Source organism: Natrinema sp. SYSU A 869 (assembly GCF_019879105.1).
Lineage (GTDB): Archaea > Halobacteriota > Halobacteria > Halobacteriales > Natrialbaceae > Natrinema.
This window is the reverse complement of record NZ_CP082249.1, coordinates 2,827,214-2,840,404: the sequence shown is the minus strand read 5'-3', so window position 1 is coordinate 2,840,404 and position 13,191 is coordinate 2,827,214. Positions and strand designations below refer to the sequence as shown.

At 64.5% G+C, this 13,191-nt stretch carries 11 protein-coding genes and 2 pseudogenes; 3 read left to right on the top strand and 10 right to left on the bottom strand.

The genetic code is table 11. From position 1 onward, the window contains the following. Positions 1-79: 79 nt before the first annotated feature. Both K6I40_RS22200 and K6I40_RS22195 read right to left on the bottom strand, forming a co-directional pair. Positions 80-286, bottom strand: a pseudogene (locus K6I40_RS22200) (YhjD/YihY/BrkB family envelope integrity protein); the annotation flags it as partial. Between the two features lie 66 nt (positions 287-352). Further along, positions 353-1,096 (bottom strand): YihY/virulence factor BrkB family protein, encoded by a 744-nt coding sequence (locus tag K6I40_RS22195; RefSeq protein WP_222916695.1) that lies wholly within the window; start codon positions 1,094-1,096, stop codon positions 353-355. Positions 1,097-1,244: 148 nt separating this feature from the next. Between K6I40_RS22195 and K6I40_RS22190 the strand changes: the two genes are divergently transcribed. After that, a complete protein-coding gene (locus K6I40_RS22190) occupies positions 1,245-2,219 on the top strand; it encodes an NADPH:quinone oxidoreductase family protein (RefSeq protein ID WP_222916685.1) in 975 nt (324 codons plus the stop codon). 44 nt (positions 2,220-2,263) lie between these two features. Here K6I40_RS22190 and K6I40_RS22185 read toward each other — a convergent pair whose 3' ends face one another. From K6I40_RS22185 to K6I40_RS22175, 3 genes are all read right to left on the bottom strand, one after another. Beyond that, positions 2,264-2,755 carry an 8-oxo-dGTP diphosphatase gene (locus K6I40_RS22185; protein ID WP_222916683.1) on the bottom strand — a complete coding sequence of 164 codons (492 nt, stop codon included), beginning with the start codon at positions 2,753-2,755 and terminating at the stop codon, positions 2,264-2,266. A 361-nt stretch (positions 2,756-3,116) separates the two neighbouring features. Next, positions 3,117-4,004, bottom strand: coding sequence for an agmatinase (gene speB / locus K6I40_RS22180; protein WP_222916681.1), 888 nt, complete (start codon positions 4,002-4,004; stop codon positions 3,117-3,119). Beyond that, positions 4,004-4,378 (bottom strand): translation initiation factor IF-5A, encoded by a 375-nt coding sequence (locus K6I40_RS22175; protein WP_222916679.1) that lies wholly within the window; start codon positions 4,376-4,378, stop codon positions 4,004-4,006. Before K6I40_RS22175 ends, speB begins: the two co-directional genes overlap by 1 nt. A 629-nt stretch (positions 4,379-5,007) precedes the next feature. Between K6I40_RS22175 and K6I40_RS22170 the strand changes: the two genes are divergently transcribed. Beyond that, positions 5,008-5,436 carry a hypothetical protein gene (locus K6I40_RS22170; protein ID WP_222916677.1) on the top strand — a complete coding sequence of 143 codons (429 nt, stop codon included), beginning with the start codon at positions 5,008-5,010 and terminating at the stop codon, positions 5,434-5,436. 23 nt (positions 5,437-5,459) lie between these two features. Here K6I40_RS22170 and K6I40_RS22165 read toward each other — a convergent pair whose 3' ends face one another. The 4 genes and pseudogenes from K6I40_RS22165 to K6I40_RS22150 form a co-directional block, all read right to left on the bottom strand. Beyond that, positions 5,460-6,536 carry a hypothetical protein gene (locus K6I40_RS22165; protein WP_222916675.1) on the bottom strand — a complete coding sequence of 359 codons (1,077 nt, stop codon included), beginning with the start codon at positions 6,534-6,536 and terminating at the stop codon, positions 5,460-5,462. 128 nt (positions 6,537-6,664) lie between these two features. Continuing rightward, positions 6,665-8,338, bottom strand: a complete 1,674-nt coding sequence (locus tag K6I40_RS22160) for an asparagine synthase-related protein (RefSeq protein WP_222916673.1) — start codon at positions 8,336-8,338, stop codon at positions 6,665-6,667. Positions 8,339-8,425: 87 nt separating this feature from the next. Continuing rightward, a pseudogene (locus tag K6I40_RS22155) lies at positions 8,426-10,071 on the bottom strand (AarF/ABC1/UbiB kinase family protein). A gap of 76 nt (positions 10,072-10,147) precedes the next feature. Continuing rightward, the gene (locus K6I40_RS22150) at positions 10,148-10,510 is read right to left on the bottom strand and encodes an Hsp20/alpha crystallin family protein (RefSeq protein WP_222916671.1); all 363 of its coding nucleotides are present in this window, start codon (positions 10,508-10,510) and stop codon (positions 10,148-10,150) included. 646 nt (positions 10,511-11,156) lie between these two features. Between K6I40_RS22150 and glp the strand changes: the two genes are divergently transcribed. After that, entirely contained in the window at positions 11,157-12,482 is a 1,326-nt protein-coding gene (gene glp / locus K6I40_RS22145) for a gephyrin-like molybdotransferase Glp (RefSeq protein WP_222916669.1), read from the top strand. A 6-nt stretch (positions 12,483-12,488) separates the two neighbouring features. Here glp and K6I40_RS22140 read toward each other — a convergent pair whose 3' ends face one another. After that, positions 12,489-13,112: a DedA family protein gene (locus K6I40_RS22140; protein WP_222916667.1), complete on the bottom strand. Its 624-nt coding sequence runs from the start codon at positions 13,110-13,112 to the stop codon at positions 12,489-12,491. Positions 13,113-13,191: the final 79 nt, after the last annotated feature.

Below are 13,191 nucleotides of genomic sequence, written 5' to 3'. Positions count from 1 at the left end.
AAACCATGCGAAGGGCGAACGCTCGGTGGCGCGGTTGTCTCGAGGTCACGCTACCGGAGTCGACAGGGATCGGAGAGTGCTACGGCGTTTCCGTCGTCGCACCCCGACGGACGGCGTTTACCGCCGCGCCCAGCAGTATCACGACGCTGCCGAAGTACAGCCACGTGACGAACAACAGGACAGCACCGATCACGCCGTACGCCGCGTAGCGGCCGGCGTTGGCCGCGTAGATCCGGAACCCGACCTGAAGAAGGACCCAGCCGATCGCGGCGACGATCGTTCCCGGGGCCCTGTCTAGATAAGAGAAACCGCAATACAGGGAGGTAATGAAGTGACGATACCGACTGTAAAACTACCATATTGGATCTGATATAGGCGGACTCTGTTCTATGAGCAGCGATAATTCGGCTGCTTCAGCAAACTTCACATAACCAGTGACAATCACGGATCCCACCGGTGACGCTGTAACAGGCTCTGAAATCCCCCTATACGTTGGAATAGAGTAACTAGACAGTGCCGTTCCCGGAATCACTTCACCGAGCGACACGTTCACCGGTGGAAGCACGTAGTATATGGGTAGGAACGCGATCGTCAGGACGACGATCAGCACAAGCGACCCGAGCACGTTGGCGAACGGGATTTGCAGGTTCAGTATCGAGAGCACGGCGCCGACGGCGACGACGAGCGCGACGGCGAGTGCGGTGCCGACGATGACGACGATCGCGTCCCGGACCTGGCCCAGTAGCGACACGTCGACGTCGTCCGAGTATACCTCGTCGAACGCCTGATCGAGGCCACGGAAGAGCTTCAGGGCGCTCCACGCCAGCGCGAGGAATCCGACTACGGACGCGGCCGCCCGACCGGACGGATCAGTGAGCGCCTGGGATACCATCTGCTGTCCCGAAGACGAGAGTTGCTGGCTGAGCATGCTACTCACGCGGTCCGCCAGCGCCTGGCCCCCGACGAACGAGGCGATCGTCACGGCGAGCAATAGCAGCGGTATCGTCGAGACGAACGCGTAGTAGGCGATCCCCGCCGCCAGAAACGTGAGATTCCGATCCCGCGCGAGAGCGACGACGGACCCAACGGTCGACATAGCCGTCGTACGACGATGGCCCTGTTGAACCCACCCGTGGCAGTCGCAACCGTTCCAGTTTGGTCTCCTGCCGACAACAATGAACGCTCTCTTGGTTTTGTCCGGTTCTGACAGCGTTATGTGTGCGACACCGGTACACGCATTCGATATGAAAGCGATCGAAGTGACCGAGTACGGTGACAGCGACGCGCTCGAGGTCGGCGACGTACCGACGCCGGAACCGGACGCTGGCGAGGTTCGAATCGACATCGAAGCCGCAGGGATCAACTTCGCGGATATCATGCAACGCCGGGGTCACTACCCGGACGGTCCCGAAGCGCCGTACGTCCCCGGCATGGAAGCCGCGGGAACGGTCGACGCGGTCGGCGAGGGCGTCGAGGACCTGTCGGAAGGCGACCGCGTCGTCGGCATGCTCGACACCGGCGGCTACGCCGAGTACGTCACCGCTGCCGCGGACCTGCTCTTTCCCATCCCCGAGGCGATGAGCTTCGATGAGGCAGCCGGCTTCCCCGTCCAGTTTCTCACCGCCCACGCCTGTCTCTTCGAGTGGGGCGGCCTCGAGGAAGACGAATCCGTCCTCATTCAGGCTGCAGCCGGCGGGGTCGGCACCGCAGCTGTCCAGCTAGCGTCCAATGCCGGGGCTAAGGTCTTCGGCACTGCGAGCACACAGGAAAAACTCAACCTCGCAGCCGAGCTGGGCTGCGACCATCCGATTAACTACACCGAGACGGACTTCCGTGAGGTCGTCGAGGACGAAACCAACGGTGAGGGCGTCGACCTCGTCTTAGAGAGCGTCGGCGACGACGTCTTCGAGCGCAGCCTCGACGCGATGACCCACTTCGGCCGGATGGTCACCTACGGCGTCGCCAGCGGCGTCCCTGCGGAGGTCAGCAATCAGCGCCTGCTCTTCGAGAACAAGACCGTCAAAGGGTTCCATCTCGGGCAGGCCTCCATGCACGATCCGTCGCGGGTCATGAAAGCCGTCCCCGAGTTGACCGAGGGATTCGCCAGCGGCGACCTCGAGGTAATCCTAGGCGAGTCGTTCGCGCTCGAGGACGCGGCCGAGGCCCACCAGTACATCGAGGACCGGAAGAGTTCCGGGAAGGTCGTGTTGAAGCCGTAACTCGGTGATCTAATCGCGGGACCGGTTCGACGGCGACCGAACGATCAAAATGGGACGTCCCACTCGAGGTCGTGATCGACGAACTCGGCCTCGTCTAACGGCTCGCCGCCCTCGAACTGGAACTCGCCGGCGACCGTCTGCCCCTCGAGCACGCCGGGCAGCCACAGGTGATCGTCGTCCCACATCCGGTCGTAGGGGACGCCATCGATGGGAACCCACTCCGGATAGGCCTCCTCGGAGGGTGTCGGCTCGCCGGTGAACGAGCGCGTACGGTAGACGTGACAGACGGTGTGTTCCTCGCCGTCGAGGAGAAAGGTGAGTTCGCCCGCCTTCTCGAGGTCCCGGACCTCGAGGCCGACTTCTTCGTGGGTTTCGCGGATGGCGCACTCTCGCGGCGTTTCACCGGGTTCGCACTTGCCGCCGGGGCCGTTGTACCAGCCCTCGCCGAGGCCGCGGCGTTTCTCGATGAGGAGTACCTCGCGATCAGCGTCGTCATCACCGTCCCGAAGCGGGAAACACAGCGTCGTCTCGGTCATACTCGGGGATTTGCTCGAGACGTGAAAAGGGTGTACTCTCGCTCGAATCACTCTCAAGTTCGTGAGGACACGGTAGTTCGGAAAGGCTGTTCTGCTATCGTGGAACAGTGAGAGCCACGCCCTCCCCAGCCGATTTCTACTCACGGGCGCGCAGCGCCCTCTGCTCACGGGCCGACGGCCCGTTCGCACGGTATGCGGGACCGCCGGTCCCGCACTATTCGTATGGTTCGCGGAACCTCCGGTTCCGCGTTAACACTCATTCACTCATCCCTCGCGCGGAGTCAAGCGACGGTTCGCCGTTAGCTCACCGTCGCCCAGCACGCGCCACCGCACTGACTTGACGAGGAGCGACGGATCCGGATTACCCGTCAGCGTTCGAGAAGACGAACTCCCGGACCAGTTTCGCGGCTAAGGCGGCCGCCTGACCGTCGTCGCGGTCGTTGACCTCGACCACGTCGAACCCGCTGGCGTGGGGTGCGACTTCGCGGACGACGTCGCGGAGTTCGCGGGGCTCGAGCCCGAACGGCTCCATCGTCCCGGTTCCCGGCGCATAGCCGGGATCTGCGGCGTCGATATCGACGCTCAGGTAGACGTCGCGGTTCTCGAGCCGATCGGCGGGCGTCCACTCCCCTACGTTTTCGGGTGGAACGACGGTCACGTCGTCGTCGGCCGCTCGTTCCCACTCGGCTTCGCTGCCGGTGCGAGCGCCGAGGATGATCGCCTCCTCGACTGACTCGACGTCCTCGAGGATTCGTCGGGTGACGGCGGCGTGCGAGAGCGGGTTGCCGTCGTATTCGTCGTACAGATCGAGATGGGCGTCGAGACAGACGAATACCTCGGGTTCTACGGCGCGTGCGCCTGCGAGGGAGACGGTGTGTTCGCCGCCCAACGTCAGTGGCACGGCGTCGTTCCAGACCGCCTCACGAAGCGTGCTCGTCAGATACTCAAGGTACGCTTCGACATCGTTCCACGCCCGAACGTCGCCGTGGTCGACGACGCCGAGGTCCGAAAAACGCTGGTCCGTCCGGTGGTCGTAATCGTCGAACGGTGTCGCAAAAGATCGGATCCGCTGGGGCCCAAATCGGGCCCCCGGCTGAAAGGTCGTCGTTGCGTCCAGGGGCGCACCGACGACCACGAAGTTCGCGCCGTCACGGTCGGGCTCGCGCCCTTGCGTGTCGGTGTCGCCTCCACGATCGGACTGTGCCGCCGTGTTGGTCTCCTCGCGTTCGTCGGTCGCCCCGGGAAACATCAGACGATCTTTCGCTGGTCTTCCATCTCGAGGTATTCGATGTTCTCGTCGGGGGAGACATCGACGTCGTCGGGGATGCGCATCGTGATGGTCTCGTAGGTCTCCAAGTCCATGATCTGCATGTCAGCACCGTCGACGGAGACGACCTGTCCGTTTTTCCGCTCGATAATCGGAACCCAGATCTTCGCGTCGACGGGCTGGGAGAGCGAGCGTTTCTTACCGTCGAAGACGCCCTCGGCTTCGACACGAGCCTTGGCGCTGCCGTGTTTGCCCGGCTTTGCCGTCGAGTAGGCGTTGATCTTACACGGCGTGTCCTCGATCATGACGTAGCTTCCTTCCTGGAGTTCGCGAACCTCGGTCTGCTGTTTCGCCATGTCCCGGCGTAATCAACCGACGGCCATAAACCGTTTGGAACGCCGTCGCGGCGTGTCATGTCGTCACGAAACGCTGGAACCGGCTATCGACGGGAGCCACTCGAGTTCGATTCATACTGTCGGACAGAAGTCACTGCAAATTCAATCCAAAAGATCGTCCGTCGGCTGTGGAAACGGACGAATTCAGCGATCGATAGTCAACTAGCTCTGTCCAATAGTATCAGCGCGCTGATCCCAACGATGCTATCGATTGTGCCTTGACAGAGTGTATATTACACCTATATTTATCGAAATGAACATAATATCCCGGCTGACATAGATTGAGACACAGATGGAATGGGTTCGTGTAGGGATGTTTTCGGTCGCGTTGATCAGTGGGCTGTTCGGTTCGGTCGACTCCTCGCGATCGGTATCAGGAGAATCGACTGGTTCGAGACGAGACTCGAGTCGACAGTTACGGGCTGTCGGACACTGTTCACGATGGTCTCGATATTCGGCGCGTTGACTGTCCACACCGTCTACTTCCGGGTGCCGAGTCTGCGAGCGATGCTTCCACGGGGCCGTTCGGGACGGCGGCGTGGATTGCGGTAATCGTCACGGTCACAACGGCCACAGCCGTCGCCGCGGTGATGGCGTTTCACCGTGGGTTCCGACCGGCCGTCGAGGCGGTGATCAATCCCGAGTTCGAGATCGACAAGCGCGACCGACGGCGCGGGACGATCGCGGCCGTCGGAGGGATAGCGCTGGTCGTTCTCACGCCGTACGTGGCCATCGTAGTACCGATTTCCGGGGACTGGGCCGTAGTGACATGCTACGGAGTCGGAACTGTCCTGTGGATCAGCTATGTCCAGTTGACACAGACGCTCCCGCCGACGGGATCTCCCCTCCGTTTGACCGTGATCTGGGCGCGGGAGCCGACGGTCGGCGAACGGGATCGGTTCGACCAATCGCTCGGGAGGCCGATGATCCTCCGGAGCAAGCGAACGCCGATTTCTTCTGAACGCCGCCGACAGGCATCCTCGTTCGTCTCTCACAGATCGACGGATCGATACCTGTGATTGAAAGGTGTCTGACGGGTTGATTACCAGCGAAAGCCCGCGGGGTTCGCGGGCGGCTTGAGCGGGCTCTCCGGCAACCCGTCTCCGACCGCGGGATCGTTGTACGCCCGCGGCGCGACATCATTCGGGCCGTCGGGGTAGCGAAGCGACGCCAGCGTCTGGATCTGGCCGCGGCCGACGCCGAGTTCGAACTGGCCGCCGCCGTATAGCTGAACGTTGCGATCGTCGCAGTAGGCGAGGGTCTCGCACAGCGACTCGAGCGAGCCGAACCGGGAGGGCTTGATGTTGAGCCAGTCGGGCTCCCAGGGCAGCGCTTCGACGTCCTCGAGACCGTGGATCGGGGCGTCCCAGGAGACCCGTTCTCGGACAGCGGGGTCCTCGAATAGCGGCCGCGTTTCGTCGGTTAACGCGGGATCCTCGATGACAGCCTCGGGGAACGCCTCGAGGACGCGTTCGTACAGGTCGGGATCCGCCGGCATGTCGACGTCGGTACCCTCGTACTGGCCCTTCAGATCGAGGATCTGGACAGCATCCGTGCCGACCGTCTCGCCGATGGCCGCGACGAGGTCGTCGTCCCACGCCGAGATCGGGTCGAGCTTGAACTCGAGGGCGGGGACCCGCTCGCGCAGCGACTCGAGCCGGTTGGTCGTCGGCGGCTCGCCGAGCCGGGTGCTGGCGACGAACCGGACGGGATCGGCAGTTCGACCCAGTTCGCTCCCGAGATCGGTCTCTGCCTGTCGGAGCGCGAGGTCGAGCGCGGCGCTCTCGAGGCCCCAGCGCCGGTAGTTCCGAAAGACCGCGCGGTCGGGTGCGCCGCCCGGAAAGAGATCAAGGTCTGCGAGCCGGTCGGAAAACGACTCGAGGGTGTACTCGCCGGTGAGATCCGGCAGCCCCGTTTCCGCCAGCCGGTCGTGATCCGCGGCCTCGTAGGTGACGTCCTCGCCGCATCCGGTGACCGCGCCGTCACCGTCCGGTTTTGGTCCCGGAAGGGAGAGCTCCGTCGTCACGCGGGTGAACTCGCTCGAGGTCTCCCGCTCCAAGCGCTCGGTCGACACTTCGTCGATCGCTACCGAGAGGTCCGCGATCCAATCGTAGTCCATACCGATCGTTCGAGCCCGGGGTGGAAAGGCTTGGAGGGGGATTCGCCGGCGTCACTCGAGGGAACTGCGGTGGCCTACTTGGCCGTTCCTCGTCGGTCTCGAGACGGCCGTCGCCAGTGCCAGCGCGGTCACACCGTCTCCCCTTCGGACTGGGGCGTCCTCGAGGGAACCGACACGGACCGGGTGTGGGAGACGGGCTCGAGATCGTCAGATCGGAGGACGCGGTCGCGCCAGACGGCGTAGCTGGCCAGGTTCCACGCGAGGCCGGACGAGCGGTCGACGAGCGCGCCCGAGACGTCCGGCGCGAACTCGGGGACCTCGTAGCGGTCGAAGACCGACTCGAGCGGTCCCGATCTGAGGAATCGCTCCGCGGGGAAGTTCCCGTTCCCTTTCGGCTTGCTCCGGTCATACTCGGGGTACCACTCGCCGAGTAGTTTCTTCGGGACGTGTTTTGGCTCGCCGTCGTGGACGTAGCGCTCGGGCGAGGAAAGCCCGAGCGCGAGTTCGGCGACGGCCTTGCCCGCGAACGGGGTGTACATTTCGCGCTCCCGCGCGAGGCCGGCCTGCCGCCAGACGGAGATGGCGTCCTCGCAGAAGAAGTCGACCCACTGGCCGACGTGGACATGCCGGGCGTACTGATCCCCGGTCGGCGCGGGCACGCGATCCATCGCGTACTCGTAGCGCTCGCGCTGTCGTCGCTCGTACCGCCGGCTGCCGATCGCATCAACGACCGACGGCACGTCCGTGTAAACCGCGAACTGGAGCCCCTTCCCGTCGGGATCGGACGGATGTCGCCGGAGTTCTTCGAGTACGTCCCGATGCTGTCGGAGTTTCTCGACGACGGGCGGGACGTAGCCGAGGTGGCGCGTCCGCCACACCGTGCGAGCGACCTCGAGCGAGCCGCCGAGGCCGAAGACGGCGTCCGCCCCCTGACCGCTGACGAGCCGTTCACTCCCATCAAACTCGCGGTAGATTCCGTCGAATGTCGGCGTCTGGAGCTGATGGGGCGGCATCCCCAGCGCGTCGACGGCCGCCTCGAGCCGCTCGAGATAGTTCGACTCGGTCATCTCGACGACCTCGCGGTCGGTCTCGACGAGGTCGTTCGCGCGGTCGGCATACTCGCGTTCGAATTCCAGTTCGGGCGTGTCGAACGACGCGGTCACGCTCTCCGTGGGATTCGTCAGGTAGGGCTCGAGGACGGTCGAGTCGACGCCGCCGGAGAGCATGAGCGACGAGTCGTCCGCGATGGGGGCACAGATCGCCGACAGCACCTCGTCAAGCCGGTCGTGTGCGCTCGCAGGGGAGAGATCGGACTCGGGCTCGAGCGTCTCCGTCAGTTCGGTTCGTGGCGTGGTCTCCCCCGGCGTCCAGGAGAGCGTCTCGCCGTGGCCGAGGCGATGGATCCGTTCGACGTAGGAATCAATCGGCGTCGTCCGATAGAGCAGGTGATCGGCTTTCGCCCGGTCCGGGACCGTCCGATCGCCCGGCTCGAGTCGGGCGAGGGCGTTCCGAAACAGGTCGGTGAGAACCGGCTCGCCGCTCGAGTCGAGACAGTAGAACACCTCGTAGGCCGACGTGATGCCGCGGTGGGCCCGCACCGTCGGTTCGTCCGCCCGCTCCGAGAGGACGACGAACGTCCCCTCGCCGGGCAGCGAGTCGTGGAGCGCTTTGACGTCCTGAACGTCGGCTCCGCGTTCGATCGCCGCTCGGAGTTCACGCTGGTGTGTCCCAGAGAGGATCCACCGTCGCTCGTTGCTGGTAACGATCGCAGCATTCGGATTCGCGAGCAACACTGTCGCCATTACCCGATCGAACCGGTAGAGAGGATATTGTAATGGGATGGATACTCCATTCGAACCGATATTCAGTCGGTGATGAACGCGCCGTCGCTACTCCTCGCCACGGCGCTGGCGGAGGTTCTGTCGCGTGAACTGCGGTCGTGCGCCGATCGACGTCGGCGAGCGGAACGATCGGTAGAGCTGGATCAGCACGATCACCGAGAAACCCGCCGCGACGACCGATGCCCGGGGGCCTCGAGGGCGTACAGCACGCCCATCGAGAACAGCGACATCGTGAGGAGCATGCCGTAGACCAGTCGTTTGGCGAGCTTGTCGAAGACGTTCTCCTTGTCCTCGAGGCCGATGCGGACGTAGAGGTCGTCCCGATCGAGCCGATCGAGCGTTTGCTCAGCCTTGGGCGCGAGCCGCGTCAGCGACTCGCCCGATCGGCGGAGTTGTCGACCCGTCTCGTCGATGTACTGTCGGATGGATTCCTCGCGATACCCCTGCTCGGTCAGGTAGTCGGTCGCGACTGAGATGAAGTCGAAATCCTCGTCGAGCGTGACACAGACCCCTTCGACGACGGTCGCGACCCGGAGGACGAGCGCGAGGTTCTTCGGCAGCCGGAGGGGAAACTCGTAGATCGAGTCCTCGATCTGGCCGATAATCTGGTTGACCCGGTACTGTTCGACGTCCTCGCCGCGGGCGTCCTGAATGGCGATTTCCATCACCTCGGCCATGACGCCCCGGTCCGCATCGGGCGAAAGCGTGCCGATCTCGACGAGGGCGTCGAGGATACCGTCGATGTCCTGATTGGCGACGGCGATGTAGAAGTCGACGATCTTGTCCTGGACGAACTGGTCGACCCGTCCCGACATGCCGAAGTCGTAGAAGACGATTCGTCCGTCATCGGTCACCGCGAGATTCCCCGGGTGGGGATCGGCGTGGAAGACCCCGTCGTCGATGATCATCTGCAGGTACGCACGCTCCAAGTTCTCCGCGATCTCGGTTCGGTCGATTCCCTTGCGCTCGAGTTCTTCGACGTCGTTGATCTTCGTCCCCTCGATGTGCTCCATGGTGAGCACGCGCGCACTGGAGTGACGCTCGATCACGGTGGGGATGAGAAAGCGGTCGTCGTCGGCGAAGTGAGAGCGGATTTCCGATAGCATCGCTGCCTCGCGCTCGTAGTCCATCTCCTCACGGATCGTCTTCGAGAACTCCTCGGCCAGATTCTCCAGCGAAAACGAGCGGGCGTCGTCGACGAAGTACAGCAGGATCGGCAGCGACCACTTGATAACTCGTAGGTCGGCTCGGACGAGATCCTCGATGTTCGGACGGCGGATCTTAACGGCGACATCGGGCCCAGTCTCACCGTCTGTTCCGGCCCGTGCGCGCTCGCTCTCGGGGTCGAGGCGCGCCCGATAGACCTGCCCCAGACTCGCACCGCTGATCGGCTCGGTGTCGAATTCCGCGAAGCGCTCGTCGACCGGACCGAGTTCGTCCTCGAGCACCTGTTTCGCCTCGGGCCAGGGTGCCGGCGGCACGTCGTCCTGAAGCGACGCGAGAACGTCGATATACGCCGGCGGGAGCACGTCAGGACGGGTCGACAGCAACTGGCCGAGTTTGATGAACGTCGGTCCGAGGGTCAACAGCGACTCGAGCAGCACCTCGGCTCGGTGGCGGTGCGTCTCGGGATCAACCCGGCGGCGACGCCCGAACAGGAGGAAGCGTCGCCGGTCGCGGGCGTAGGCGAGCAAGAGCGGGAGGAACTGCCAGGCGACGATGACGAATCGCTTGTATGCGCGGAGGGAAACCAGCCTCGGTCACCCCAGGTTAGGAGTCCTCGTCAACGATATCGATCGTCGTCTCCCCGTGGGCACCGCGTTTCGGCAGCATCAACTCGAGGACGCCACGGTCGACCGTCGCCTCGGCACCGGCGTCGGACGCGTCGTCGGGCAACGGGAGATCGACGTCGAGAAAGAGCGATCGGTTCTCCTCGAGGTACTGGTAGTCGCCGGCCGGTTCTTTCTCTCGGTGGGCGTCGATTGAGATGCGACCGTCATCGATCGCGAGGTCGAGCGACTCGGCGGAGACGCCGGGGACGTCGAGTACGAGCAGGTAGGCGTCCTCGCTCTCGAGCAGATCGAAGAAGACGTCCTCGGAGAGGTCCCGCAACGCGTCGCGGAGCGCTGACATGGATACAGGTTCGAACGCCGATACGAAAAACCCCGCGGTCGCGGCGATCCGTCGACGCCCTCCGAGCGGTCTGCGGATTAGTCCCATGACAGCCGATAGACAGAGAGAGAAGCGCCATCTCACTCCGAAGAGACCACCTACCGTGCAGTGGCGCGCGCTGTATCGCGGTGAGTGACGAACGAACCGCGGTGGGAACTTGTGCGAGCGAATCGGTTGGGGAGGGTGTGGAAATCCCGTGTTGCCACGATAATAGGATGCTTCCGTTTCGGTTCGATCATTCTCGAGTACACTGGTCCAGTCGCGTATGTATGGAATGATGGATTCTGACTAGGGGAATAGAAAATAACATGTCCAGCTACCGTGGCAACACGGGGTCGCCACGCCCTCCCCAGCCGATTGCGGTCCTCGCTCATACGGTTCGCTGCGGTCCTCATCCCTCGCACGAGTTTGAACCGCGGTTCGCTATCCGCTCACCGCGATACAGCGCGCGCCACTGCACGTCGGTTGGTGGGTTCGGAGCGATACCCCACCTCTACTGAACAATCGGACGAGAGAGCCGGTCTGTGACACCCAGATTCTCCTCCGAACGACCGATCAGACGACGGGTTCCCCCACGCTTTTGGCCTCCGACGACTCGAGTCACCGTATGGAAGGAGCCGACCGCGAGCGCACGGAGGCCGGATTCAAGGTCCGAACGCCGGTCGACGAAGCGCGCCGGATTCTCAGGGAGGCAATCGAGGGGAGTGGGGACGCCGATTCGGACGTACCCTGCGGGACCGAGACCGTCGACGTCGACCGCGCGGACGGCCGCGTCCTCGCCGCGCCCGTGACGTCTGCTCGAGACGTACCCCACTACCAGCGGGCAGCGATGGACGGCTACGCCGTCCGGGCCGCGGACACGTTCGGGGCGAGCGATCGCTCGCCGGAAGTGTTGCGGATCGCCGAGCCAACCGGCGATACCGATGGGGGTGACCACGCGACCGCCGACCACATCGACCCCGAAACGGCCGCCCGGGTCCACACCGGCAGCGCGCTCCCGGAAGGTGCCGACGCCGTCGTCATGATCGAACGCGTCACTGACCTCGAGTCGGTCGGCGAACTCGAGGTCGAGGACGCGGTCGCGGAGGGGGAAAACGTCGCGCCGGTCGGCGAGGATATTGAGGCGGGCCAGCACCTTTACGAGGCGGGTCACCGGCTCCGGCCGTCGGATCTGGGGCTCCTGCGGTCGGCGGGCTACGACCGCGTCGCGGTGGCCCAGCAGCCGACTGTCGGCGTCGTGCCGACCGGCGAGGAACTCGTCGCGGGCGACCCCGATCCCGGCGAGGTGATCGAGACGAACGGGCTGACGGTCTCGCGACTGGCCCAGCGCTGGGGCGCTCGCGCGACTTATCGGGACGTGGTCACCGATGACCCCGAGTCGCTGCGCGTGGCAATCCAGCGGGATCTGACAAAGGACGTGGTCGTGACCACCGGCGGCTCCTCGGTGGGCGAACGCGACCTGCTGCCGGAAGTGATTGACGACCTCGGCGAGGTGCTCATCCACGGCGTCGGGCTCAAACCCGGCCATCCCGTCTGTCTCGGGATCGTTCAAGACACGCCAGTGCTCGCACTGCCGGGCTATCCTGTCGCCTGTATCGTCAACGCCGTCCAGTTCCTCCGACCAGTCTTGCGCTGGCTCGAGGGAACGACGCCTGATCCCCACCCGACCACGCGGGCCCGACTCGAGCGCAAGATTCCGAGCGAACCCGGGACGCGTACGTTCGCGCGGGTTCGACTCGAGGCACGCGATGGCGGAGATGCGGATCGCGAACGTGACGAACCCGAATACACGGCGATTCCGACCCGGGCGAGCGGGTCAGGCGTGCTCTCGAGCGTCGCACTGGCGGACGGTTGGGTGGTCGTCGACGACGACCGCGAGGGGATTCCGGCGGGCGAGACGGTGGTCGTGGAGAACTGGGAGCCGAACGCCTGATCGCTACTACTCCCGTTCCGTCCGTCGCTGCCGTACGACGACTAGGAGACCGACTGCGAGGCCGACGATCACGACCGCCGCGGTGAGGGCCGGGCGATCGGTGGCGGCGGCGCCGGCGGCGGCGAACAGTGACTGCTGTCGGCCGTAGTAGACGACCGCGCCGACAGCAGCATAAAACAGGACGGTGCCGGCCGCCGTGTAGACGCCGAACCGAGCCGGCGACATTCGGGCGAGTCCGGCTGGGATCGAGACGACGGACCGGAGCCCCGGCAGGAACCGACCCCAGCAGACCGACGAGGTTCCCCAACGGCGGAACCACTGCCGCCCGCGTTCGGTCGCGCCCTCGGAGACGTTGATCCGCTCCCGAAGACGGCCGAGGCCGCGCGATCCGGGGCCGCGAAACGCGTAGAACGGCACGTAGGACCCGACGGTTCCGCCGATAGTCGCCGCCGCGATGAAGACGACAAACGAAATCGGATCGACGATCAACAGCGCGGCCGCGGCCGGAACGACGACCTCGCTCGGGAAAAAGGGGAAGAGCATCGACGTCTCGAGGAAGGTAAAGAGCAACAGCGCGAGCGGGCCATACAGCTGAATGAATTGCAGCGCGGCCGTCCCGAAATCCGCCATAGGCGGGATAGGGACGGGTGACGTATCACTGTTCGGTCAGCATGCTTGAGGCACGACGAGCAGTCGGTTCGGTCACCGA

What these genes read in the sequence shown, in the direction of transcription:
- K6I40_RS22195 (WP_222916695.1), bottom strand. Translation starts at nt 1,096, where the DNA reads ATGTCGACCGTTGGGTCCGTCGTCGCTCTCGCGCGGGATCGGAATCTC.
- K6I40_RS22190 (WP_222916685.1), top strand. Translation starts at nt 1,245, where the DNA reads ATGAAAGCGATCGAAGTGACCGAGTACGGTGACAGCGACGCGCTCGAG.
- K6I40_RS22185 (WP_222916683.1), bottom strand. Translation starts at nt 2,755, where the DNA reads ATGACCGAGACGACGCTGTGTTTCCCGCTTCGGGACGGTGATGACGAC.
- speB (WP_222916681.1), bottom strand. Translation starts at nt 4,004, where the DNA reads ATGTTTCCCGGGGCGACCGACGAACGCGAGGAGACCAACACGGCGGCA.
- K6I40_RS22175 (WP_222916679.1), bottom strand. Translation starts at nt 4,378, where the DNA reads ATGGCGAAACAGCAGACCGAGGTTCGCGAACTCCAGGAAGGAAGCTAC.
- K6I40_RS22170 (WP_222916677.1), top strand. Translation starts at nt 5,008, where the DNA reads ATGGCGTTTCACCGTGGGTTCCGACCGGCCGTCGAGGCGGTGATCAAT.
- K6I40_RS22165 (WP_222916675.1), bottom strand. Translation starts at nt 6,536, where the DNA reads ATGGACTACGATTGGATCGCGGACCTCTCGGTAGCGATCGACGAAGTG.
- K6I40_RS22160 (WP_222916673.1), bottom strand. Translation starts at nt 8,338, where the DNA reads ATGGCGACAGTGTTGCTCGCGAATCCGAATGCTGCGATCGTTACCAGC.
- K6I40_RS22150 (WP_222916671.1), bottom strand. Translation starts at nt 10,510, where the DNA reads ATGTCAGCGCTCCGCGACGCGTTGCGGGACCTCTCCGAGGACGTCTTC.
- glp (WP_222916669.1), top strand. Translation starts at nt 11,157, where the DNA reads ATGGAAGGAGCCGACCGCGAGCGCACGGAGGCCGGATTCAAGGTCCGA.
- K6I40_RS22140 (WP_222916667.1), bottom strand. Translation starts at nt 13,112, where the DNA reads ATGGCGGATTTCGGGACGGCCGCGCTGCAATTCATTCAGCTGTATGGC.